Here is a 24113-nt window from a genome sequence, read left to right as displayed (position 1 = left end):
TACGTAGCCTATGCGAGAAGGCCCATTTGAAGGCTCAAGCAGATGTATTGCCTTCCAGCATTGCCAGGCGCGCCTCAAGCTCATTGATCCGCGCCTCAAGCGCCTCCAGGCGATCCGAAGAAGATCCATCGGACGAGCGCTCTCCCTGCCTTGAACGCTCTTGTAGCTGCACCTGCAACTCCGCCGGATCACCCAACAGATGGGCATGGCGATCTTCGCGCTGCCCAGGCTGACGACCGACCAGGCTCACCAGCTCGCGCCCAATCAAACGCTCCAAGTGGTGCTGCACCTGCTCAGCGTCGTCGAAGTTATGTAGGCGATTGCTTCGTGTAAGCAGCTCACTGATCGTCTGCGGCCCGCGCAGCAACAGCAAACCAATCAGCGTCACTTGCGGCGCAACCAACTCCAGTGCCTTGTCGGCACGTTGTTCCCAGCGATCAGCACGACTCCCCATAACCAGCCGTGCCAAGCCTCGCTCTTCCAGGCTTCGCAAGCCCTGCCCGATAGCACCCTGGGTAAGATTCATCAACGGCTCGCGGCTGGTCTTCTGATTGCAAGCCAGCACCAGAGAATTCAATGTCAGCGGGTAAGCTTCCGGGGTCGTCGCCTGCTTCTCGATCAGGCTCCCTAAAATGCGCGCCTCGACGGCAGTCAACGGCTCTACGCCGGGCACATCGTTTGGCTGATCGGACATATTGCTTACCTGGCTGAGGGAAATGCCCACTAGCGTAGCCTGCCGACAGGCAAGATGACATGCTCAGCGCATAATACTGAAAGGCGCAAATCCATGATTTGCCTGCGCACTATCTGTCAGGCGCGAGGAAACCCATCAGAAGAAATGAGAAGGATTTTCATTGACTAAAAATCGAGAATGATTATTATCTACATCGTCAGCTGCGAAGCTGGCTTGATAAGCTGAATGCATCCACACGGAAGCTCCAGTTTATCTCCTCATCAGGCTAATCACGGTTATTGACCCGGCTTTTTGCCGGGTCTTTTTTTGATTTTTATCAGGCTAACGCAAACTTGTGTGGCTGAGCCGCGATGGAAACATCTCCATCCTCAGCGCTGGATCATGGCGTCCCCTGCTGGAATCGAACCAGCATCTAGCCCTTAGGAGGGGCTTATTCTATCCGTTGAACTAAGGAGACCCGTTGGATCCGGCGCTCATTACAGCAGCCGGCCGGCATGTTAACCATCACGACGGGATTTGTCATGCCGTTGCCAACGGGCTTTTGATCAAGCTGCCGGTTCGAACACCCTGACCACCGCAATCTCCTCTGCCTTCATCCTTATCTGCAATTGCCGCTCCTGCTCACGCACGCTTAGCACGGCCTTTTCCTTTACATGCCCATATCCCCGGATCTGCTCTGGAAGTTCGGCGATGGCCAACGCAGTCTGGTAGTTGGAGGCGGTGAGGCCTTTAAGCAGCATTCCTACACTGCGCTCGTAATCACCAATAAGGGAACGCTCCATTCGCCGTTCTTCGCTATGAGCGAACGGATCCACCCAGGTGCCACGCAAGAACCGCAGCGACGACAGCACCTTGAATGCCTTTAGCATCCAGGGCCCGAAGCTGCGCTTGCGAGGCTCGCCGGTTACCTTGTCGGTGTGACTGAGCCAGGAAGGCGCCAGATGAAACTGCAGCCGGAAATCACCCTCGAACTGCGCCCGCAATGCCTCGCTGAAAGCGCTGTCGCTATACAGACGCGCCACCTCGTATTCGTCCTTGTAGGCCAGAAGTTTGAAGTAGTAACGCGCCACGGCCTGGCTCAGGCGACGCTGAGGGTCGTTGTCACGTTCGCTGACACGCATCACCAACTGCCGATAACGCTCGGCATAGGTGGCATTCTGATAGGCGGTGAGACGTGTGACCCGATCCTCAAGGATTGCTTCCAGCGTCTCGCAGCGTGGTACCTCTGCGATCGCAGGCCGCACCAAGCGCTCGACCGCTGCCGCATCATGGGCGGCGCGCCGCCCCCATAGAAATGCCTGCTGGTTGAATGCGACCGCCACATTGTTCAGCTCGATGGCCTTGTCGATGGCTTGAGAGCTGACCGGCACCAGCCCTTTCTGGTAGGCATAACCCAGCATGAACAGGTTGGTGGCGATGCTATCGCCTAGTAGCCGAGTTGCCAGATGAGTGGCATCGACGAACCAGGTCTTGTCCGCTCCCACGGCATCGCTCAGCGTCTGGCGCATGGCCTGCCCCGGCACCTGAGCATCGGGGTTTCGGGTGAACTCAGCAGTGGCCGCCTCATGGCTGTTGATGACCGCGTGGGACACCTGCTCGTTGAGCTTGGCGAGAGCATCCTCGCCGGCCGCCACCACCAGGTCACAGCCGATCAGCAGGTCTGCCTCGCCGGCGGCGATACGCACCGCATAGATATCGTCCTGATGGGCGGCGATGCGCACATGGGTATTCACCGGGCCGAACTTCTGCGCCAGGCCTGCCTGGTCGAGCACCGTGCAGCCCTTACCTTCCAGGTGCGCCGCCATGCCCAGCAATGCTCCCACGGTGGTCACCCCGCTGCCGCCGACACCGGGCAGCAGAATGCTCCAGGGCCGTTGCAACGACGGCAGGCGCGGCTCCGGCAGCGCCACGAACAAGGCGCCCGCCCCGACCGCCTGCGGTTGGCGCAGTTGCCCGCCGTGCACCGTCACGAAACTGGGGCAGAAGCCGTCCAGGCAACTGAAATCCTTGTTGCAGGCGTTCTGATCGATCTCCCGCTTACGCCCCAGTTCAGTCTCCAGCGGCAGCACCGACAGGCAGTTGGATTTCACGCTGCAGTCGCCACAGCCCTCACACACCGCAGAGTTGATAAAGGCGCGCCGCGCAGGATCGACCAGTTTGCCGCGCTTGCGCCGGCGGCGCTTTTCGGTCGCGCAGGTCTGGTCGTAGATAATCACCGAAACGCCCTTGCACTCACGCATTTCACGCTGCACGGCATCCAGTTCACGACGGTGATGAAAGGTAGTGATCGAGGCGAAGGTCGAGCGGCTCGGGTACTTCTCAGGCTCATCGCTGACCACCGCGATGCGTTTAACACCCTCGGCGAATACCTGTTGGCTCAGTTGATCGACGCGCAGCTCGCCATCCACCGGCTGACCACCCGTCATGGCAACCGCATCGTTGTAGAGAATCTTGTAGGTGATGTTGACGCCTGCCGCGACAGCAGCACGCACGGCCAGATGCCCAGAATGGAAGTAGGTGCCGTCACCCAGATTCTGGAACACGTGCGGGGTATCGGTGAATGGCGCCTGGCCGATCCAGGTCACCCCTTCGCCGCCCATCTGGGTGAAGGTCTCAGTACTGCGATCCATCCACTGGGTCATGTAGTGGCAACCGATGCCACCCATGGCGCGACTGCCATCAGGCACCTTGGTGGAGCTGTTGTGCGGGCAACCCGAGCAGAAATGCGGGGTACGCACGGTGCTGTAGCTGCGCGCCGCCAGGGCCTTTTCCTTGGCATCGAGAAAGCCGAGGCGCGCCTCGATCACATCACTGGTGTAGATGGGAGACAGTCGCCGAGCGATGACCCGGGCGATCATCGCCGGCGTCAGCTCACCCAGGTTGGGCAACAGCGACTGGCCCTGCTCGTCGAACTCACCCACCACCCTCGGGCGCTTGCCGACAGGCCAGTTATAGAGCTGGCCGGTCAGTTGATCCTCGATGATGCTGCGCTTTTCCTCGACGACCAGAATTTCATCCAGCCCTTCAGCAAAATCATGCACGGAAACTGGCTCCAGCGGCCAACTCATGCCGACCTTTAGCACGCGCAAGCCGATCTGCGCACAGAGTGAGTCATCAAGCCCGAGATCCTCCAGAGCCTGCCGCACATCGAGATAGGACTTGCCCGTGGTGATAATGCCCAACCGTGGATTGGGCGAGTCGAGCATGATCTTGTTCAGGCCGTTGGCACGCGCAAACGCTCGAGCCGCATAGATCTTGTAAACGTTGAGGCGTTTTTCCTGAGCCAGGGGAGGATCTGGCCAGCGGATGTGTACGCCATCTTCGGGCAGTTCGAAATCGTTGGGCAGGCTGATCTGCACGCGCTGCGGATCGACATCCACCACGGCCGAAGAGTCGACGTTTTCAGCAATGGTTTTCAGCGCCACCCAGCAGCCGCTGTAGCGCGAAAGCTCCCAGCCGATGATGCCGTAATCGAGGATTTCCTGAACATTGGCGGGGTTGAGCACCGGGATCGAAGCGGCAATGAAGGCATGCTCGCTCTGGTGTGCGATGGTTGACGACTTGCAGCCATGGTCGTCACCGGCCAGTAGCAACACACCGCCATGGGGCGAAACGCCCGCCGAGTTGCCGTGCTTGAACACATCGCCACTGCGGTCGACACCCGGACCTTTGCCATACCACATGGCGAAAACTCCATCGTAGCGGGCGCCAGGAAACAAGTTGGTCTGCTGGCTACCCCAGACCGCAGTAGCACCGAGCTCTTCGTTGACGCCGGGCTGAAAGTGAATGGCGTTCTGCTGCAGAAACTCGCGAGCCTCCCAGAGGCTCTTGTCCAGCCCACCCAGCGGCGATCCGCGATAACCGGAAATGAAGCAGGCTGTATTCAGGCCTGCAGCGGAATCACGCTGCTTCTGCAACATGGGCAGGCGAGTGAGCGCCTGGGTGCCGGTCAGGTACAGATGACCCGTGGCGAGACGGTACTTGTCGTCCAGGCGGATTTCGGCCAAAGACATAGGGCGGCGCTCCTGTTGTTTTTATAGCGACCTTTTCAAGTGGCAACGGTAGGTGCCACTTGTCCACATCCATCAGGATCACTGTATGGATGGCTGCCTTAAGCATAGACCGGAGCTCAGCGATTTTTTCTTTCTCATTTGCGCCGCCAATGCCAATACTGAGCATGAACGTTCCAATAAAAACGACTAAACGGAAACGAACATGCACGAGCCATTGAGCGCCATCGACCGCCGCATCCTGCGCCTGATGCAACGCAATGCCGACCTGAGCGCCGCCGAGATAGCCAAGAAAGTGGAGCTGTCCCAGTCACCTTGCTGGCGACGCATCAACCGCCTGCAGGAAGAAGGCTTCATCGAACGAAAAGTCGCACTGCTCAGCCATAAACGACTCGGCTTCAACATCACCGTTTTCGTCAGCATCAAATTATCAGCCCACGGGCGCAGCAATCTCGACGAATTCGAGCAAGCGATCATTGGCTATCCGGAGGTTCTGGAGTGCTACACCATGGCCGGTAGCTCTGACTATCTGCTCAAGGTGGTGGCGCGGGATATCGCCAGTTACGAGCGATTTCTGCGCGACCAGCTCCTGCAGCGCCCCCACGTTCAGGAGGCGCACTCAGGCATCGCAATGAGCGAAGTGAAGCGCACCACGGAGCTGCCTCTGGACTGACGGCGGGTGACATTCATGCATTTTGCAATGCGGCAGTTGAGCGACCTTGCAACATGCACGGCAACAAGCTGCAAATAGTTACTCAAGCCATTGATTTATAAGTATTTTTTTATTTAAAAAGATTGGCACGGGAACTGCTCTTTTACTCGCATAGAATCCGAATGCGAGAACCCCACTATGAACAGCTTCATCGCCCTGGCCACCGCCATCGCTCTGACCCTGCTAGCAGGCGCCGCATTCGCCAATTTTCAAAATAACCAGCAGCAGGCCACAGCCATGCACCTGGTGCAGCAGATGCGCGCCACACCCGTGCAATTCCAACATGCGACTAAGGTCGAGCCTGGCCAGTTCGAAGCCAAGCCACTGACCAACAGCGAGTGGCAACCCCGTCCGCAACAGCGTTTTACCTTCTGAGTGCCGGGCCATGTGGAGCGTATTTTTCCCAGGTTTCGTATTGCTGTTGGCCACCATCGCCTGCGTAGCAATCTGGCTGATCGACGGGCTGTCCGATCGCATTCCGCCGCAGACTTCCAGAGATGATCAGAATGGCCCCCATGACCCATTTTTCTGAGTGCCAAGCGCAGAGCGCGAGGAGAGCATGATGTCCAAACCAGCCCTGTTATTCCTGCTGATGGCAGTGGTATCGGCAAGCCTGCTGTGGATGACTCCTGGCCAGGCTGAATGGCTGACTGCAGCCGCACGGATCGCGCTGCCGATAAGCGTGGTATCACTGGCGGTCGCCTTGCTGATAGGCAAGCGGGTCAAGTTCGATCCTGTTCTACGCTAGCTCGGCACATGCGCTTTGGCGATAGCCAACAGGGTGCGGCAATAAAAAGCGCCCTAGCTAGCAGGCTTATCAGGCGTTTTGGTCAGCACCAAATGCAGCAATCTGATAACCGTGTCTTCAATAGATCCGGAGTTATCGAGCCGAATTACGTCGTGCTCAGCCCAACCCTCCGGACCAGCAACAAACTTCCCGTTACGCGCTAATCTGGCATCGATCTCATCAGGCGCTTCGCGACCACGATGCAGCAACCGTGAGCGCAACACATCTGGCTCGACCTCTAGCAGTATGGGCAACAGTCCAGGGTAAAGCTGCCGAGCCTCCTCCAGATACCCCCGAGAACCGTTGATCAGTACCTGATACCCCGCCGCCAACCACATATCGACTTCCTTGGGGATGCCGTAGGCTAGGCTATTAGCTTGCCAGCTCATCGCGAAAGCACCGGCTAGCAGGCGCTTTTCGAACTCATCGAAAGAGACGGAGATAGCATCCTCTCCCACAGCCTCCGCAGAGCGGGTGATTACACGTTTAGCAACTCTGCATCCAAGAGTATCCAAACGCTTACGTGCAGCATCAATCAGGCTGTCTTTGCCCGAACCAGAAGGCCCCATGAGATAGACCAGCCTACCCGCCATTTAGAAAACCTCTTTTGGCCTTTTCCAGCCAGGTGATTTAGTACCATAGCGACGCAGTTCACTACGCAAATCAAACGGAGCGATATCATTCGCTTACCGGACTCGACACGCGCTGGATACTACCTGTACTGCGTTCATGTAGCGCTACACCCATGCCACACGGGTGATAATAATCGCGCGGCACACCCGGCCTCGAAACTGCCTGGGCTGGCAGCACAAACTCGAATGCAGGACGTAGTGATTCTCGTGGCAAACGGCCGATAAATGCGACTTTCCACGCATTCGAGACTAATTTCGATAACTGGTGCTGGCATAAAGCCTTTATTCAGGCCAGAATACGACACGTAATTGGCGTCAATTATCTGATGCCCGCATGGTACGATCACCAGACAAAATTCCGACCGAGTTGAACGGCTAGCGTTAAAGATGGTCGAAATGCTGACAATCCCGTAGCTATATGCCACTACAGCTTCGTTTCCCTGAACTAATTGGTTGATGTATGCGCCCTATGAAACAGGCTATTTACTCCAGCCGTACGGCTGACAAGTTCGTCGTTCGGTTGCCCGACGGCATGCGCGAGCGCATTGCTGATGTCGCACGCCAACACCACCGCAGCATGAACTCCGAGATCATTGCGCGCCTGGAGCAGAGCATGCTTCAGGAAGGCGCCCTGGACGACGAACTCGGCGTGCGCCTGGACAGCCCCGAGCTGTCTCTGCACGAACGGGAACTACTGCAGCGCTTCCGTCAGCTGTCCCGCCGTCAGCAGAATGCGCTCGTCGCGCTGATCGCGCACGATGCAGAGATGGCTGCCGGCAACGACGACTAACTGCACGAAAACAAAAAACCGGCTTTAAGCCGGTTTTTTGTTGCCTGCGAAAAGCTAAACCTCACTACAGGAGGAATAGCGAAGCCATGCCCAGGAAAATGAAAAAACCACCACTATCGGTGACGGCCGTGATCATCACACTGGCACCCATCGCTGGGTCACGCCCCAAGCGCATCAATGTCATAGGAATCAGCACACCCATCAGAGCCGCCAAAAGCAGATTGAGAGTCATCGCTGCAGTCATGACCAAACCCAACGACCAGCTGTCATATAAGCCGTACGCCACGACACCAATCACCCCGCCCCAAACCAGGCCGTTGATCAACGCAACACTCAGCTCCTTGCGAATCAACCGCGAAGTATTGCCATTGCCGGTACTGACCTGATCGAGCGCCATCGCGCGCACGATCATGGTGATGGTCTGATTGCCCGAATTACCGCCGATACCTGCAACGATCGGCATCAAGGCAGCCAACGCCACCAACTTCTCGATAGAACCCTCGAACAGGCCAATAACTCGCGACGCCATGAAGGCCGTAACCAAATTGACTGCCAGCCAGGCCCAGCGGTTACGCAGCGACTTCCAGACGGAAGCGAAGATATCCTCCTCTTCGCGCAGACCCGCCATGTTGAGGACTTCGCTTTCGCTTTCCTCACGGATCAGATCGACCATTTCATCGATGGTCAGACGACCAATGAGCTTGCCGTTCTTGTCGACTACCGGCGCAGAAATCAAGTCATAACGCTCGAAAGCCTGAGCGGCGTCGTAGGCATCTTCATCAGGATGAAAACTGACCGGGTCATTAGCCATGACATCGGCAACCTGCTTCTCCGGGTCGTTTACCAGCAGGCGCTTGATCGATAGCACACCCTTGAGCACACCGTCGTAATCGACCACGAACAACTTGTCGGTATGCCCCGGCAGCTCCTTGAGGCGGCGCAGATAACGCAGCACCACCTCCAGACTGACGTCTTCACGGATGGTGACCATCTCGAAGTCCATGAGCGCACCGACCTGCTCCTCCTCATAGGACAGCGCAGAACGCACGCGCTCGCGCTGCTGAGCGTCGAGGGTTTCCATCAGCTCGTGGACAACGTCACGCGGAAGCTCGGATGCCAGATCCGCTAATTCGTCGGCATCCATCTCCTTGGCCGCCGCGAGGATCTCGTGATCCTCCATATCGGCAAGCAGCGTCTCACGCACGGCGTCGGACACTTCGAGAAGAATGTCACCATCACGATCCGCCTTGACCAACTGCCAGATAGCTAGACGATCTTGCAGCGGAAGGGCTTCGAGAATGTAGGCGACGTCAGCTGAGTGCAGATCATCGAGCTTACGCTGCAGCTCGGCGAGGTTTTGCCGGTGCACCAGACCTTCGACGCGATCCTGATGCTGACCTTCCTGGCGATGGGTAAGGTCTTCGACCAGCCGATGCCGCTGCAATAGCTCGACGACCTGAGCGAGTCGATCCTGCAGGCTTTCTTGCGGCTTCTTGGTTTCTACTTCTGACATGGCACACTCCGCCCCCAGCGGCGGCGCGCGCCAGCGAGGGTCAATCAATCAATACGTGATTGCACACTTGAAATTCTGAATTACTACTGGGTAAGTCCATGGTGAGGATCCACAAGCCCCGACGGGGCTGACAGATGAATAATAACACGCCAATCGGCGATGTACGTGACAAAGGCATGGCAAGACAAGCGCTTGCAGTGCTTTCCTGAACCCGCTCACAGGAGTTCGAATAGCAGGCACACAAGAAGACACCTGGCAGCTAGAAACGCATCAGCTAACCTTGAACCAGGACACGTCACGGAGGACGTCACATGCATCGAATGCGCTGCGCAACCGTTTGCGCCATCTTACTCTGCCCCACCCCGCTGATCGCCTCGAGTGTTTTTCGCTGCGAAGACGACAATGGTCACATCACCTTCACTCGGCACGGCTGCACGGAAAGCCAGCAACAGCACATTCAGGACGCCCACAATCCAAGACCCGGCAGCGGAGCGGCCGTTCCGCTGGCAATACCACAACCCGCCATTAAAAGCGCAGCAGCAAACGCCAGCAGTTCTCTGACCGTGGTCGGCGAGCAGCAGGACGGCTGTGGCAATGCCGTTACCGGCAACGCAAGGCGCGAAGCGATCATCAGAAAACAGGTGCGCCCCGGCATGACCCGTAGCGACGTAGAAAGCGCTCTAGGCAAGCCCGAGCGCATTAGCCGCCGTAACAGCCAGACGACCTATCACTACGCCAGCAAGTACAACAGCGAGCGACGCACGGTGAGCTTCGACCAGAATGACTGCGTAATGGGAAAACGCTAGGCAAAGAAAAAGGGCCTGCATTGCTGCAGGCCCTTTTTGTATGGCGGACTCAGGAGGATTCGAACCTCCGACCGCTCGGTTCGTAGCCGAGTACTCTATCCAGCTGAGCTATGAGTCCGTTTGGTGTTTTTAGACCAGACCACCGCTGGTTGGAACAAAATGATCTGCACTGCTGCAAGCCATTCAATATGGCGGACTCAGGAGGATTCGAACCTCCGACCGCTCGGTTCGTAGCCGAGTACTCTATCCAGCTGAGCTATGAGTCCGTTTGGTGTTTTTAGACCAGATCACCGCTGGTTGAAACAAAATGGCCTGCACTGCTGCAAGCCATTCAATATGGCGGACTCAGGAGGATTCGAACCTCCGACCGCTCGGTTCGTAGCCGAGTACTCTATCCAGCTGAGCTATGAGTCCGTTTGGTGTTTTTAGACCAGATCACCGCTGGTTTTTTTGCTTGCCCGATTTAAACCAGGCTTGCCAAATAATGGCGGAGAAGGGGGGATTCGAACCCCCGACACCCTTTTGAGGTGTACTCCCTTAGCAGGGGAGCGCCTTCGGCCACTCGGCCACCTCTCCGCAACACGGGGCGCATAATACTCATATTTCCCCCGCTTGCAAACCAAAATTTCGAGAAAAATTAGTGGTTTGGTTCTTCGCCCTTCTCTTTCTGGATGCGCTGGTAAATCTCTTCACGGTGTACGGCTACTTCCTTAGGCGCATTGACGCCAATCCGCACCTGATTACCTTTAACGCCCAACACGGTGACAGTGACTTCGTCACCCACCATCAGGGTCTCTCCGACCCGACGAGTCAGAATCAGCATTCCTTTCTCCTTACGGATTCAATTACGGACAACACGTCTGCAAGCAGTTGAAAAGCACCGGCCAAGATCAATACGAAATTGCCGACGCCCAGCTATTGACCAGCGCAGACGGACGGAAAGTTCCGCCAACACTAACCAAAAGTGCAAAAGGCGCGGAAGAACCGCACCTTTTGCAGGATACCTCAGTCGCCCTGACGGGCAGGTGCATCCAGCTCGAACGCAGTGTGCAGGGCACGCACGGCCAATTCCAGATATTTCTCTTCGATGACCACCGAGACCTTGATTTCCGAGGTAGAGATCATCTGAATATTGATGTTTTCCTTGGCCAGCGCTTCGAACATGCGACTGGCGACACCCGCGTGAGAGCGCATACCAACGCCGACAATGGACACCTTGGCGATGTTCACGTCCCCCACCACCTCACGAGCCCCCAGATCGCGCGCAGTGGCTTCGAGCACCTGCTGGGCGCCTGGGTAGTCGTTACGGTGCACGGTGAAGGTAAAGTCGGTGGTGTTATCGTGCGCGACATTCTGCACGATCATATCCACTTCGATATTGGCGGAGCTGATCGGGCCAAGAATCTTGAAAGCAACGCCCGGCAGATCAGGTACGCCACGGATGGTCAGCTTGGCTTCATCGCGATTGAAGGCGATGCCGGAGATGATCGGCTGTTCCATGGATTCCTCTTCATCAATGGTAATGAGGGTGCCCGGCCCCTCTTGAAAGCTGTGCAGAACGCGCAGCGGGACGTTGTACTTGCCGGCGAACTCCACCGAGCGAATTTGCAACACTTTGGAACCAAGGCTGGCCATTTCCAGCATCTCTTCGAAGGTAATCTTCTCCAGACGCTGAGCCTTGGGCACGACCCGCGGATCCGTGGTGTAAACGCCATCGACATCCGTATAGATCTGGCACTCATCGGCTTTCAAGGCCGCTGCCAGGGCCACACCGGTAGTGTCGGAGCCGCCACGCCCGAGGGTGGTGATATTGCCCTGCTCGTCGACACCCTGGAAGCCGGCAACCACCACCACACGACCAGCCTTGAGGTCAGCGCGAATGTTGGCGTCGTCGATGCTCAGGATGCGCGCCTTGGTATGCGAGCTGTCGGTCAGGATGCGCACCTGGCTGCCGGTGTAGGACACCGCTGGCACGCCAAGCCTGATCAGCGCCATAGCCAGCAGCGCAATGGTCACCTGCTCGCCAGTGGACACCATCACGTCGAGCTCTCGCGCCACTGGCTGACCATCACTGATCTGCTTGGCCAGATCGATAAGGCGATTGGTCTCGCCGCTCATGGCGGACAACACGACGACGATGTCGTCACCCCTTTCGCGGAATTTCTTCACCTTCTCGGCGACCTGCGCGATTCGCTCGATGGTGCCGACGGAAGTACCGCCGAATTTCTGTACGATCAAAGCCATTTCAAAGCTGCCTCAGCCCGTGAAGGGCGCCCATTAAACAGACAACACCGCACACCACCACGCCGCTCACCGGGCATGGCAAGCAGCGTGGTCACGCTTGAGTTACGAGCCTTAGAGGCCCTGTTCGACGAACGGGCCGATCAGCGCCAGGGCGCCATCCAGTGCAGCCGCATCGACCCCACCGCCCTGCGCCATGTCCGGCCGACCACCGCCCTTGCCGCCGACTGCAGCAGCGGCCTGTTTCATCAAGTCGCCGGCCTTCAGCTTGCCAGTCAGATCCTGGGTCACGCCGGCAACCAGCACGACCTTATCGTCCTGCACGCCGCCGAGCAGGATCACCGCGCTGCCGAGCTTGTTCTTCAATTGATCGACCAGCGCCAGCAGGCCCTTGCCATCCAGACCGTCGATGCGCGCACTGAGCGTCTTGACGCCCTTGATGTCCACGGCGGAACCGGCCAGATCGCTGCCAGCCGCACTGGCGGCCTTGGCCTTGAGCTGATCCAGCTCTTTTTCCAGCTGGCGATTGCGATCGAGTACGGCAGCAAGTTTGTCGAGCAGATTGTCGCGACTGCCCTTGACCAGCGTTGCCGCCTCTTTCAATTGCTCTTCCGCGCCATTCAGATAGGCGAACGCCGCAGCGCCCGTGACCGCTTCGATACGGCGCACGCCAGCTGCCACACCGCCTTCGCTGACGATCTTGAACACGCCGATATCACCGGTACGGTTGGCATGGATGCCGCCACAGAGCTCGACGGAGAAGCCATCGCCCATGGTCAGCACGCGCACGTTGTCGCCATACTTTTCACCGAACAGCGCCATGGCGCCTTTGGCCTTGGCACTTTCGATATCCATCTCTTCGGTCTGTACCGGTGTGTTGCGGCGCACTTCGCGGTTGACGATCTCTTCCAGCTCCTTGAGCTGCTCAGGCTTGATCGCCTCGAAGTGACTGAAGTCGAAGCGCAGGCGCTGGCTGTCCACCAGCGAGCCTTTCTGCTGCACGTGCTCGCCGAGCACCTGGCGCAGCGCAGCATGCAGCAGGTGAGTCGCCGAGTGGTTGAGCCCGGTTGCAGTACGCACGGAGGCATCCACTTCGGCGTTGATCGAGGCACCAACGCTCAGGCTGCCCTTGCTGACCACACCGTGGTGCAACCAGGCGCCGCCGACCTTGGTGGTGTCGCGCACGTCGAAACGCACGCCTGGGCCCTCGAGGAAGCCACAGTCGCCGATCTGACCACCGGATTCAGCGTAGAACGGCGTCTGGTCGAGGACTACGACGCCCTCCTCACCTTCGTTCAGGGTGTCGACGGATTGACCGTCGCGCAGCAGCACCAGCAGCTCGCCGCTGGCAACGGTGGCGTTATAGCCGAGGAAACGGGTATCGGCGTCGACCTTGACCAGGTTGTTGTAGTCCACACCGAAGGCGCTGGCGGAACGGGCACGTACACGCTGGGCTTCCATCTCGCGCTCGAAGCCGGCCTCGTCGAGGGTCAGCTCGCGCTCACGGGCGATATCACCGGTCAGATCCATCGGGAAACCGTAGGTGTCGTACAGCTTGAAGATCACCTCACCCGGAATCACCGTACCGCTGAGCTCAGCCAGATCCTGCTCGAGGATCTTCAGGCCCTGTTCCAGGGTCTTGGCGAACTGCTCTTCTTCGGTTTTCAGTACGCGCTCGATATGCGCCTGCTGCTGTTTCAGCTCCGGGAAGGCTTCGCCCATCTCGCTGGCCAGGGCCGCGACGATCTTGTGGAAGAAACTGCCCTTAGCGCCCAGCTTGTTGCCGTGACGGCAAGCGCGGCGAACGATGCGGCGCAGCACGTAACCGCGGCCTTCGTTGGACGGGGTGACACCGTCGGCGATCAGGAAGCTGCAGGAGCGGATGTGGTCAGCCACCACTTTCAGCGACGCGTCGCCATTGTTGGCGCAGCCGATGGCTTGAGCGCTGGCGTCGAGCAGGCTCTGGAACAGGTCGATCTCGTAGTTCGAATTAACGTGCTGCAGCACCGCGCTGATACGCTCCAGCCCCATGCCGGTGTCCACACTCGGCGCCGGCAGTGGGTGCAGAACACCGTCAGCCGTGCGGTTGAACTGCATGAACACGTTGTTCCAGATTTCGATGTAACGGTCGCCGTCCTCTTCCGCGGAGCCGGGTGGGCCACCCCAGATGTGGTCGCCGTGGTCAAAGAAGATCTCGGTGCACGGGCCGCACGGACCGGTGTCGCCCATAGTCCAGAAGTTGTCGGAGGCATACGGCGCGCCCTTGTTGTCGCCAATGCGGATCATCCGCTCGGCCGGCACACCGACTTCCTTGTTCCAGATGTCGTAAGCCTCGTCATCGGTGGCATAGACCGTAACCCAGAGCTTTTCCTTGGGCAGGTTCAGCCACTTTTCGCCGGTGAGGAACTCCCAGGCGAAGTGGATGGCATCACGCTTGAAATAGTCGCCAAAGCTGAAGTTGCCGAGCATTTCGAAGAACGTGTGGTGACGTGCGGTATAGCCGACGTTTTCCAGATCGTTGTGTTTACCGCCCGCGCGCACGCACTTCTGGCTACTCGCAGCGCGTGTGTAGGCACGCTTTTCCAGGCCCAGGAAGCAGTCCTTGAACTGGTTCATGCCGGCGTTGGTGAACAGCAACGTTGGATCGTTGTTTGGAATCAGGGAGCTGGAAGCGACACGGGTGTGCCCCTTCTCTTCGAAGAAGCTCAGGAAAGCTTCACGGATTTCTGCGCTTTTCATTGGCATTTTCCAGGAAAACAGGCGGCCACGGCGAAGCCGGCAAAAGCCCGCATTATATCGGGCTTGTCCGTGGCGGCTAGGGCATAGCCTGAATTATTTGCCGGTGGCTCGATGGCCGGGAATCAGCGGCCTGCACCGCTGGCCGGCAAACTGGGAGTGGGCTGTCTGATGCGGCCCACTGGCATCATCGACAGGGCAGGAGCCTGCCCCATAACGCAGGCTCAGCCGCGAAAAGCAGCGAAGGCCTCAATCACCTGCCCTACTGCATCGGCACCCACATCCAGATGGGTGACCATGCGCAGGCGTGGCGCAGCGCTCAGGCGAATACCGCGCTCGGCGCAGAAGGCTTTCAGCTCGCCAGCACGTTCGCCGATCTGCACGTAGACCATATTGGTCTGCACCGGCTCGACGGAGTAGCCCAGCTCACGCAGGCCAGCGGCCAGGCAGTCGGCATTGGCGTGATCCTCGACCAGGCGCTCGACCTGGTGATCCAGCGCATACTGACCGGCTGCGGCCAACACGCCCGCCTGACGCATACCGCCACCGACCATCTTGCGCAGGCGCCGAGCCTTGGCGATCAGCGCCTCGCTACCACACAGCACGGAACCCACCGGCGCGCCCAGACCCTTAGACAGGCACACAGAGACCGAATCGAAATACTGGGTGATTTCACCCGCCTCGACACCCAGTTTGACGGCAGCATTGAACAGCCGCGCGCCATCGAGGTGTAGCGCCAATCCCTTGTTGCGCGTGAAGGCGCGGGCGTCGGCCAGATACTCCAGGGGCAGCACCTTGCCCTGCATGGTGTTTTCCAGCGCCAGCAGGCGGGTGCGCGCGAAATGAAAGTCGTCCTGCTTGATCGCTCCTTCGACCCGTGCCAGATCCAGAGAACCGTCCAGCTCCATATCCAGTGGCTGGGGCTGGATCGAGCCAAGAACGGCGGCGCCACCGCCTTCGTACTTATAGGTGTGCGCTTGCTGGCCGACGATGTATTCGTCACCGCGCTCGCAGTGAGCCATCAAGCCAAGCAGGTTGCTCATGGTGCCGGTCGGCACGAACAGCGCAGCAGCGAAGCCGAGTTGCTGCGCAAGGCGCTGCTCCAGGCGGTTGACGGTTGGATCTTCGCCGTACACGTCATCGCCCAGCTCAGCGGACAGCATTGCGTCACGCATGCCGGCGGTAGGTTGGGTGACGGTGTCGCTACGCAGATCGATGATGGGCATATGCACTCCTGTGCGGGCAGATAAACGAAAAATAGAATGCGCCACGCCTATGGGTGATCACTCCAACAACGAAACGTCGGCCGGAACGATCAGGATGCCGGCGCGCTGGCCATTATGCACTTTGGGATTGGGGAAAATGATCCGCGCACCCTGCTCTTCCACAACCCAGCGGCTACTGGCCAGGTCTTCCGCCAGCAGATAACCGGATTCCAGCTCGGTGAAGTTTTCCACGTCTGATGGGAGGTGCAGGGTAAAGGCGTCGCTGTGCTTGATCACCTCGCGGGCAAAGGAAAAAAGCTGCAGACGCTCGGTTGCCGACTCATCGATCGGGGGCTCGCGCCCTTCGATGAGAACCTCCAGGCGCAGTTCCAGATGATCCAGATTGACCATTTCGTTGTGGCCAAACGGCCTGGCTTTGCCCAGTTCCAAGGTGAACGCTTCGGCACCCAATTGAGCATAAGTGTAGGCGCTGAACGTAGTCGACGCCTTGCTCTGCAGCAGCACCGCGTCGATACCGGCAGCCTGCAACCGTGCACATTCGCGGCGAGATTGGCGACGCCCTTCGGCCCAGGGATAGAGGGCGAACTGCTCAATGCGCGAAGCGCGGATAGCGGTATGCAGGTCGTAATGCAGGCGCGTGCGCGAAGCATCGGCAAAGAACGATACCGCCAGATGCTCCAACTCACAGGCGCGCATCGCCTCGCCGCCGCTACTGAGCTCGTGCCGGCCGCTGAACAGCCGGTTGATATCCTGCTCGACGAAGCGAACGCCACGGCGCATCGCCGCGGGGTTGCCGAACAGCAGTAACAGGCGTGCCCGCGGCTGCAGCTCATTGCGCGCGATGCGGCACAAGAGGCGGTCGAGCAGTTCGATAGGGGCTGTTTCATTGCCATGGATACCTGCTGAGAGCAGCAGATCCATACCATTGTCGCGGCCGCTGGCCGGAGTGATTTCAAGTGCACCCTCGGCCAGCCATCGCAGGCGCGTGCCCTCCGGCGTCAGCTGGATCTTCGAGGCAGGCTCATAGCCAGCCAGGGTCAGTTCGAGCAGGTTACCGAGGGCAAGCATAGGGTTTCCTCAGTGATTGCAGTCTGGGCCGTGGACATGGTCATCATCAGCGTCGTCTGCAGCTGGCTCCATTTCAAGTTCCAGACTGACCAGATTGGTGGCCAGTGGACGTAGCAGCAGGTTGGCGTACTCAGTGTCACCCTCTGCCACGTCAACGCCGATCATCAGTTGGCCATTACCGACCTGCTGGATCCATACCTCCTTGCCCTGCCAGAGCACGGCAAAACGGGTACACGAGGTTTCCAGCTGGGTGCCGTCGCTATCTTCGAGGATCAGTTGCAGGGCGTCGCTCATAAATACTCCAGGTTCAATAACAGCTCGAGTTGCGAGCCTGTTCAATTCAATTGAAAGGGATAAACCGCGCCCAATTCAAGGATCTGGGTCAGCTCATCCAATGCGCTGCGGCATTCGATCAGTAACTGCGGGTCAGCCAGATCGCTTTCGCTCAGGCGATCCCGGTAATGATGATCGACCCACTTTAGCAGTCGCTCATAAAGCACGGGCGTCATCATCACCCCTGGGTTCATGGCCGCCAATTCCTCTGCTTTGAGGGCCACCCGCAAACGCAGACAGGCTGGGCCACCACCATTTTGCATGCTCTGTTTCAGGTCGAATGCGCGCACTTCGGCAATCGGCCCATCGGCACCCAGCAGCGTTTGCAGGTAGGCCCAAACGCGCTGGTTACCACGGCATTCTTCGGGCACCACCAGCAACATACGACCGTCTGCTCGAGTCAGCAGCTGGCTGTTGAATAGATAGGAACGTACCGCGTCTTCGACACCCAACGCATGCCGAGGCACGCACACCGGCTGCAGCTGCCCGCCAAGCCGCGCCAACTTGTCGCCGAGCTCGCCAATGACCCGCGCGCTATCGAGAAAGGCATCCTCGTGGTGAAACAACACTTGGCCGTTACCCACCGCAATCACATCATTGTGGAACACGCCTTGATCGACCACGGCGGGATTCTGCTGCGCATACACCACAGCGCTATCGCTGAGGCCGTGCAGGCGTGCCACTGACTGCGACGCTTCCAGGGTCTGCCGTGCGGGGTAGCGCTGGGGGGCAGGCAAGCACAGGTCGAAAGCGCTGCGGCCGAAGACGAAAAACTCCACGCCAGGCTCGCCATAGTCACGGCACAACCGGGTGTGGTTGGCCGCACCTTCGTCGCCGAACTGGCTGACCGCAGGCAAGGCTGCGTGGTGGGCGAAATGGCGCTCGTCATCGAACATGGCCGCCAGCACCCGACTGGTGGTCGGGTGCTCGATGGAACGGTGAAACTTGCAGTTGAGGTTGGCCGCAGTGAAATGCACGCGACCATCGGCCGTGTCGGCACTGGGGCTGACAGTCGCTGCGTTGGCCGTCCACATGCTCGACGCCGAACAACTGGCGACCAACAACGGCATGGCTTCGCGCGCCGCCTTCTCAATCACCTGGGCGTCACTGCCACTGAAACCGCAGCGCCGTAGCGCCTGCACATCGGGCCGCTCCTGAGGCGCCAGCACTGCCTGTGCAAAACCCATGTCCATCAGTGCTTTCATCTTCGCCAAGCCCTGGCGAGCGGCCTCACGTGGGCTGGAAGCTACTTGACCATTATTTTGCGAAGCGACATTGCCGTAGGACAAACCACCATAGTTGTGCGTCGGGCCAACCAGGCCATCGATGTTCAGCTCACAGGCCGCAGCGAGTCGGCTACTCATAGGCTGACTCCTGGTGCCAGGCTGTCAGGCAGCGTCAGCTGTCCGCTTTCCAGCGAAGCGACCGGATAGGCGCAGTAATCCGCCGCGTAATACGCGCTCGGGCGATGATTGCCGGAAGCGCCGACGCCGCCGAACGGCGCGCTGCTGGCGGCGCCGGTCAGTGGCTTGTTCCAATTGACGATGCCGGCACGGCTGCGCAGCCAGAACTGCTCGTAGCGTTCACGGGAATCGGACAGCAAACCGGCCGCCAGACCGAAACGGGTGGCATTGGCCTCCTCGATGGCGGAGTCGAAATCGGCATAGCGAATCACCTGGAGCAGCGGCCCGAAAACCTCCTCATCACTGCGCGGCTGCAGGGCCGTCACATCGATGATCCCAGGCGTCAGCAGGGCTGCGCCTTCCAGCGGCTGGCTCATGTCCAGCAGCGGTCGCGCGCCTTTGTCGATCAACCGTTCCTGCACCTTCAAGAGATGCTGAGCCGCATCCAGGGAGATTACCGCGCCCATGAACGGCGCCGGCTGGGCGTTGAATGCCCCGACCTTGAGGCTTGCCGCCACGCTGACCAGGCGCGCCAACAACGCATCGCCCCAGCCGCCTTCTGGTACCAGCAGGCGCCGTGCGCAGGTGCAACGCTGGCCCGCAGAGATGAAGGCGGACTGGATGATGCAGTACACCGCCGCGTCGATATCGGTTACCTGCTCGACGATCAACGGATTGTTGCCGCCCATCTCCAGCGCCAGGATGGTCTCCGGGTGGCCGCCGAACTGAGCGTGCAGCAGATTGCCGGTGCGGCTGGAACCGGTGAAGAACAGGCCGTCGATACCGGGATGCGCGGCCAGGGCGGCCCCGGTTTCCCGCGCCCCCTGCAGCAGGTTCAGCACCCCTGCCGGCAAACCCGCCTCGATCCAGCATTTGAGCGTCAGTTCGGCCACTTTGGGCGTCTGCTCACTGGGTTTGAATACCACGCAGTTACCGGCGAGCAAGGCCGGCACGATATGCCCATTGGGCAGGTGGCCTGGGAAGTTATAGGGGCCGAACACCGCGACCACGCCGTGTGGCTTGTGGCGCAGAACCCCGCCCTGCATACCCTGTCTATGCCCGGTGCGTTCAGCGTGGCTTTGAACCGAAATGGCCACCTTGCCGATCATGCTGGCGACTTCGCTGGTGGCTTCCCACAACGGCTTGCCGGTCTCCTCACCGATGGTCTGCGCAAGCTCGTCCTGCCTGCTCTTGAGCACCGCGGCGAAGCGTTCGAGCAGCGCGATTCGCTCGTTCAATGGCACGGCAGACCATGCAGGAAATGCATCGCGAGCGGCCTGCACGGCGGCGTCGACCTGCTCGGCATCTGCTTCACGGCCCACCCAGAGCACCTGCTGGCTGACCGGATCGAGGGACTCCAGACTATTGCCCCGTCCTGTCTGCCAGAGACCTGCAATGTAATGCGTGCTCATGGTCTATCACTCCAGGCTTCACGGTTCGACAGGCCACCGCCAGGCGGTGACCTTGTTCTATAACGGCTGCCACTCTATGGCGGCATCACCGGTCGGGGCAGACGGCACGTCGCCCCTGATCACATCAGAAACACACTCAGGCCTGCGCGGCCAACATCACTGCGCGTACCTGATCTCCCACGCTCAGGCGCAGACGCCTGGCGGTCAGTGGGTCGACCACCAGGGTGCCAGCGGCCATGCGCGCCCGCGCTGCGGTGATGCGGCAATCCTCGCGCTTGCGGTTGTGCACTAGATACACCGGCGCATCGTCCCCTGGCGTACCGATGGCCAGTACCAACAACTGGCTGTCGCGAATCGCACGGATCTTGGCGGTTTCTGCCTCGATGGCCGGGCCGGCATCGAAGATGTCGACATAGCCCTGATAGCTGAAACCTTCCGACTTGAGCATCGCCAGCGCCGGCTCGGTGTCCGGGTGCACGCGGCCGATCACTTCGCGCGCGGCCTCGGACAGGAAGCAGGTGTACAGCGGGAACCTCGGCATCAGCTCGGCGATGAACGCCTTGTTGCCGACACCGGTGAGGTAATCCGCCTGGGAGAACTCCATACGGAAGAAGTGCCGACCGAGGCATTCCCAGAATGGCGAACGTCCTTCTTCATCAGAGACACCGCGCATTTCGGCGATGATCTTGTCGCCGAAATGCTCACGGAACTCGGCGATGAACAGCAAACGCGCCTTGGACAACAGACGCCCGTTCAGCCCGGTGCGGTGATCGGCATGCAGGAACAGCGAGCAGAGTTCGGAATGGCCGGTCAGGTCATTGGCCAGAAACAGCGTTGGCACCTGACGGTGGATATTCAGTTCCTGGGAGGCGCAGACAGTGAGGCCGACCCGGTAGTTGTACCAGGACTCACGCAAGCCAACCCCACCGGCAATCGCGGAGATGCCTAGCACACGGCCGTCGTCGTCTTCGAGAACGAACATGTAATCGCAATCGCCGCGCTCGGCTTCACCGCGAAAGGTCTTCTCGGCACGACCGACCCGATAGGCCAGACGAGCCTCGTTGGCTGGCAGGGTGGTCAGCCCGGTGCCCGTGCTGCGCGCCAGATCAATCAGCGCCGGCAGGTCACCGGCACGTACGGAGCGAACGATCATGATGCCTCCAGAAAACTGCGAGCCAGACAGCTGGCATTCATCACTGACACGTTCATACCGCCACCAGCCTTACCTGCCCGCCTTCAGCAACGCCGAGCGTCTGCGCGGTGATCGGGTCGAGCACCGCGGGCTGGCCAGGCGCCCAATTCAGTTCGGCAATCACCGCACGAAAGCCCTGCAACTGCTCGTTGCTGACCAGATAAGGTCGCCCACCGCCGTCGGTTTCGCCGAGCACCACAGGCGCCAGCACGCTCTGGGCGATGGAGCGAATGCCCGAGATCCGTGCATGCAGGGTCGGTGCACCATCGAAGATGTCGATGTAATGGTCGGTCTCGAAACCATCACGCATGAGAATGTCGAAGGACACCTGGGCACGCGGATGCACCAGGCCCATGGACTCCTGCGCGGTATCCGGCAGCAGCGGCACGTAGATCGGGTAATGGGGCATCAGTTCGGCGAGGTAGGCCCGGCTGCGCAAGCCGCACAGCCGCTCGGCTTCGGCATAGCTCATGCCGAAGAAATGCCGGCCCACTGCATCCCAGAACGGCGACTCGCCAGCGTCGTCGCTCTCGCCGACGATCTCCACCACCATGGCATCGGCGAACCGCTCCGGGTGGCAGGCCGCGAACAGCAGACGAGCACGGGAGTTGAGCTCGGACCAGACACTGTCGACCAGCGAGCGCTCGACGTAGAAACTGGTCAGCAGGCTGTTGCCGGTCAGGTCGTGGCACAGCGAAAGCACGTGAATCTTGTTGTGGATCTTCAGCTCACGGGAGTTGTGAACGAAGGTCTCGTTGCGAAAACTGTAGAACGGCTCGGAATAGCCGGCCGAGGCGACGATGCCGGAGCAGCCGACCAGGCGGGCAGACTCACTGTCCTCGAGCACGAAGAAATAGCGCTCCTCGCCATTGAAGCTCACTTCAGCCGCGAACGAGGCCTCCGAGGCGGCGATCTTGTCGCGCAGCCGCTCGGCGTTGTCCGGCAGCGAGGTGACCCCTACCGGGCTGTCGGCAGCCAGGCGCTGCACTTCAGCGAGGTCGGTCATTCGCGCAGGGCGCATAACCAGCATGGTGTCACTCCTTCAGAAGAGCCCGGGCACAGCAGTCCCGGCGGCGAGAACCATCATCCATGGTGCCGACCGTAACATCCGGTCGGGCGGATAAGAGCACTGGCGGCACTCGGGCCGCCAGCAAGGCAGGTCAGGCAGCAGCAACCACTTTGGCCACTGCGCGCTCGAAGCGATCCAGACCTTCATCGATATCGCTATCTTCGACCACCAGGCTCGGCGCGAAGCGCACCACGTCCGGCCCAGCCTGAAGAATCATCAGGTTCTCTTCGGCAGCTGCGTCGAAGAATGCACGCGCCTTGCCCTTCCACGCCTCGGATAGCACCGCACCAATCAGCAAGCCCATGCCGCGTACGCCAGAGAACACGCCGTACTGCTCGCCAATCCGTTCCAGACGCGCCTTGAAGCGCTCATGCTTGGCCTTAACACCGTCCAGTACTTCAGGCGTATTGACGACGTCGAGAACCGCCTCAGCCACCGCGCAACCCAGCGGATTGCCGCCGTAGGTGGTGCCGTGGGTGCCGACTGCCAAGTGACTGGCCAGTGCTTCGGTGGTGAGCATGGCCGCAATCGGGAAGCCGCCACCCAGGCTCTTGGCGCTGGACAGCACGTCAGGCGTCACACCGTAATGCTGGTAGGCGAACAGATGGCCGCTGCGGCCCAGGCCGCTCTGTACTTCGTCGAACACCAGCAGGGCATTGTGTTGATCACACAGCTCGCGAGCGCCCTGCAGATAAACCAGATCCGCCGGCAGCACACCACCCTCGCCCTGAATGGGCTCCAGCACCACGGCGCAGGTCTTGTCGCTGATCGCCGCCTTGAGCGCGTCGAGATCGTTGTAAGGCACGTGGGTGATGCCCTGAATCTTCAGACCGAAGCCATCGGAATATTTCGGTTGGCCACCCACGCTCACGGTGAACAAGGTGCGCCCGTGAAAGCTGTTGGTAGCGGCGATGATCTCGTACTTTTCGGCGCCAAAACGGTCGTGAGCCACACGACGCGCCAGCTTGAAGGCCGCCTCGTTGGCTTCCGCGCCCGAGTTGCAGAGGAATACGCGCTCGGCGAAGGTGGCCTCGACCAGCTTCTTGGCCAGGCGCAACGCCGGCTCGTTGGTGAATACGTTGGATACGTGCCACAGGGTATTGGCCTGTTCAGTCAGGGCCTTCACCAGCGCCGGGTGCGCATGGCCCAGCACGTTGACGGCGATGCCACCGGAGAAGTCGATTAGCTCACGACCGCTCTGATCCCAGACGCGCGAACCAGCACCGCGCACCGGCACGAATGCCGCAGGCGCGTAGCTGGGCACCATCACCTGGTCGAAATCGGCGCGTTGCACCGGGTCGTGCTGAACGGACATCGGAACTCTCCTGACAAGACACGCTGGCACGATAGGGCCAGCGATGCGAAAGATTGTAGGGGGTGCTCGAGGGTCAGCATTGCCGGCATGCGACAACTTCTTACAGCGCCAACCCAGGCTCCAGACGCTCGCGAAAAAGCCGCATAACGCGTCGGCGAGGCGCAGTTTAAACGT

At 59.8% G+C, this 24113-nt stretch carries 20 protein-coding genes and 5 tRNA genes; 5 read left to right on the top strand and 20 right to left on the bottom strand.

Going from position 1 to position 24113, the window contains the following annotated elements; genetic code table 11:
• Nucleotides 1-34: 34 nt before the first annotated feature.
• The 3 genes from K5Q02_RS12395 to K5Q02_RS12385 all read right to left on the bottom strand — a co-directional run bounded on the left by K5Q02_RS12395 (nt 35) and on the right by K5Q02_RS12385 (nt 4707).
• On the bottom strand, nt 35-694 hold the full coding sequence (locus tag K5Q02_RS12395; RefSeq protein WP_225839675.1) for a YceH family protein: 660 nt from the start codon (nt 692-694) through the stop codon (nt 35-37).
• A gap of 382 nt (nt 695-1076) precedes the next feature.
• Nucleotides 1077-1151, bottom strand: a tRNA-Arg gene (locus K5Q02_RS12390).
• 88 nt (nt 1152-1239) lie between these two features.
• Nucleotides 1240-4707, bottom strand: a complete 3468-nt coding sequence (locus K5Q02_RS12385) for an indolepyruvate ferredoxin oxidoreductase family protein (RefSeq protein WP_225830884.1) — start codon at nt 4705-4707, stop codon at nt 1240-1242.
• Between the two features lie 202 nt (nt 4708-4909).
• On the opposite strand from K5Q02_RS12385, the gene K5Q02_RS12380 reads away from it, so the two are divergent.
• The 3 genes from K5Q02_RS12380 (at nt 4910) to K5Q02_RS12370 (ending at nt 6164) form a co-directional block, all read left to right on the top strand.
• Nucleotides 4910-5377, top strand: coding sequence for an Lrp/AsnC family transcriptional regulator (locus K5Q02_RS12380; RefSeq protein WP_225830883.1), 468 nt, complete (start codon nt 4910-4912; stop codon nt 5375-5377).
• A gap of 177 nt (nt 5378-5554) precedes the next feature.
• Nucleotides 5555-5791 (top strand): hypothetical protein, encoded by a 237-nt coding sequence (locus K5Q02_RS12375; protein WP_225830881.1) that lies wholly within the window; start codon nt 5555-5557, stop codon nt 5789-5791.
• Nucleotides 5792-5978: 187 nt separating this feature from the next.
• Nucleotides 5979-6164 (top strand): PA3371 family protein, encoded by a 186-nt coding sequence (locus K5Q02_RS12370; protein ID WP_225830879.1) that lies wholly within the window; start codon nt 5979-5981, stop codon nt 6162-6164.
• A 53-nt stretch (nt 6165-6217) separates the two neighbouring features.
• On the opposite strand, the gene phnN is transcribed toward K5Q02_RS12370, so the two are convergent.
• Complete coding sequence (gene phnN, locus K5Q02_RS12365) at nt 6218-6796, bottom strand: phosphonate metabolism protein/1,5-bisphosphokinase (PRPP-forming) PhnN (protein ID WP_225830877.1); 579 nt, start codon at nt 6794-6796, stop codon at nt 6218-6220.
• A gap of 499 nt (nt 6797-7295) precedes the next feature.
• Here phnN and K5Q02_RS12360 point away from each other — a divergent pair, with 499 nt between their 5' ends.
• Nucleotides 7296-7625 carry an Arc family DNA-binding protein gene (locus tag K5Q02_RS12360; protein ID WP_027906133.1) on the top strand — a complete coding sequence of 110 codons (330 nt, stop codon included), beginning with the start codon at nt 7296-7298 and terminating at the stop codon, nt 7623-7625.
• A 64-nt stretch (nt 7626-7689) separates the two neighbouring features.
• Here the strand turns inward: K5Q02_RS12360 and mgtE are convergent, their stop codons facing one another.
• Nucleotides 7690-9138, bottom strand: a complete 1449-nt coding sequence (mgtE, locus tag K5Q02_RS12355) for a magnesium transporter (RefSeq protein WP_225830876.1) — start codon at nt 9136-9138, stop codon at nt 7690-7692.
• A gap of 311 nt (nt 9139-9449) precedes the next feature.
• Here mgtE and bamE point away from each other — a divergent pair, with 311 nt between their 5' ends.
• Nucleotides 9450-9944, top strand: a complete 495-nt coding sequence (gene bamE / locus K5Q02_RS12350; RefSeq protein WP_225830874.1) for an outer membrane protein assembly factor BamE domain-containing protein — start codon at nt 9450-9452, stop codon at nt 9942-9944.
• Between the two features lie 41 nt (nt 9945-9985).
• Here the strand turns inward: bamE and K5Q02_RS12345 are convergent.
• From K5Q02_RS12345 to K5Q02_RS12275, 15 genes are all read right to left on the bottom strand, one after another.
• Nucleotides 9986-10062 (bottom strand) — tRNA-Arg (locus K5Q02_RS12345).
• A 71-nt stretch (nt 10063-10133) separates the two neighbouring features.
• Nucleotides 10134-10210, bottom strand: a tRNA-Arg gene (locus K5Q02_RS12340).
• Nucleotides 10211-10281: 71 nt separating this feature from the next.
• Nucleotides 10282-10358, bottom strand: a tRNA-Arg gene (locus tag K5Q02_RS12335).
• Nucleotides 10359-10429: 71 nt separating this feature from the next.
• Nucleotides 10430-10520 (bottom strand) — tRNA-Ser (locus K5Q02_RS12330).
• A gap of 61 nt (nt 10521-10581) precedes the next feature.
• A complete protein-coding gene (gene csrA, locus K5Q02_RS12325; protein ID WP_013792214.1) occupies nt 10582-10767 on the bottom strand; it encodes a carbon storage regulator CsrA in 186 nt (61 codons plus the stop codon).
• Nucleotides 10768-10949: 182 nt separating this feature from the next.
• Entirely contained in the window at nt 10950-12188 is a 1239-nt protein-coding gene (locus K5Q02_RS12320) for an aspartate kinase (RefSeq protein ID WP_225830872.1), read from the bottom strand.
• Between the two features lie 111 nt (nt 12189-12299).
• Nucleotides 12300-14924 (bottom strand): alanine--tRNA ligase, encoded by a 2625-nt coding sequence (gene alaS, locus K5Q02_RS12315; RefSeq protein WP_225830871.1) that lies wholly within the window; start codon nt 14922-14924, stop codon nt 12300-12302.
• A gap of 221 nt (nt 14925-15145) precedes the next feature.
• On the bottom strand, nt 15146-16147 hold the full coding sequence (ltaE, locus tag K5Q02_RS12310) for a low-specificity L-threonine aldolase (protein ID WP_225830869.1): 1002 nt from the start codon (nt 16145-16147) through the stop codon (nt 15146-15148).
• Between the two features lie 57 nt (nt 16148-16204).
• The gene (astE, locus tag K5Q02_RS12305) at nt 16205-17215 is read right to left on the bottom strand and encodes a succinylglutamate desuccinylase (RefSeq protein ID WP_225830867.1); all 1011 of its coding nucleotides are present in this window, start codon (nt 17213-17215) and stop codon (nt 16205-16207) included.
• A 9-nt stretch (nt 17216-17224) separates the two neighbouring features.
• Nucleotides 17225-17509: a topoisomerase II gene (locus K5Q02_RS12300; RefSeq protein WP_225830866.1), complete on the bottom strand. Its 285-nt coding sequence runs from the start codon at nt 17507-17509 to the stop codon at nt 17225-17227.
• Nucleotides 17510-17550: 41 nt separating this feature from the next.
• The gene (astB, locus tag K5Q02_RS12295) at nt 17551-18912 is read right to left on the bottom strand and encodes an N-succinylarginine dihydrolase (protein WP_225830864.1); all 1362 of its coding nucleotides are present in this window, start codon (nt 18910-18912) and stop codon (nt 17551-17553) included.
• Nucleotides 18909-20363 (bottom strand): succinylglutamate-semialdehyde dehydrogenase, encoded by a 1455-nt coding sequence (gene astD, locus K5Q02_RS12290; protein ID WP_225830862.1) that lies wholly within the window; start codon nt 20361-20363, stop codon nt 18909-18911. The genes astB and astD overlap by 4 nt, the downstream gene beginning before the upstream one ends.
• 136 nt (nt 20364-20499) lie before the next feature.
• Nucleotides 20500-21516, bottom strand: a complete 1017-nt coding sequence (gene astA / locus K5Q02_RS12285; RefSeq protein ID WP_225830860.1) for an arginine N-succinyltransferase — start codon at nt 21514-21516, stop codon at nt 20500-20502.
• Between the two features lie 52 nt (nt 21517-21568).
• On the bottom strand, nt 21569-22585 hold the full coding sequence (gene aruF, locus K5Q02_RS12280) for an arginine/ornithine succinyltransferase subunit alpha (protein ID WP_225830858.1): 1017 nt from the start codon (nt 22583-22585) through the stop codon (nt 21569-21571).
• 130 nt (nt 22586-22715) lie between these two features.
• Entirely contained in the window at nt 22716-23939 is a 1224-nt protein-coding gene (locus tag K5Q02_RS12275; protein WP_225830856.1) for an aspartate aminotransferase family protein, read from the bottom strand.
• Nucleotides 23940-24113: the final 174 nt, after the last annotated feature.

Source organism: Pseudomonas sp. MM211, assembly GCF_020386635.1.
In the GTDB taxonomy this organism is placed as follows: Bacteria; Pseudomonadota; Gammaproteobacteria; order Pseudomonadales; family Pseudomonadaceae; genus Aquipseudomonas.
The sequence above is the reverse complement of the archived record's forward strand: the minus strand, read 5'-3'. Positions and strand labels throughout refer to the sequence as shown.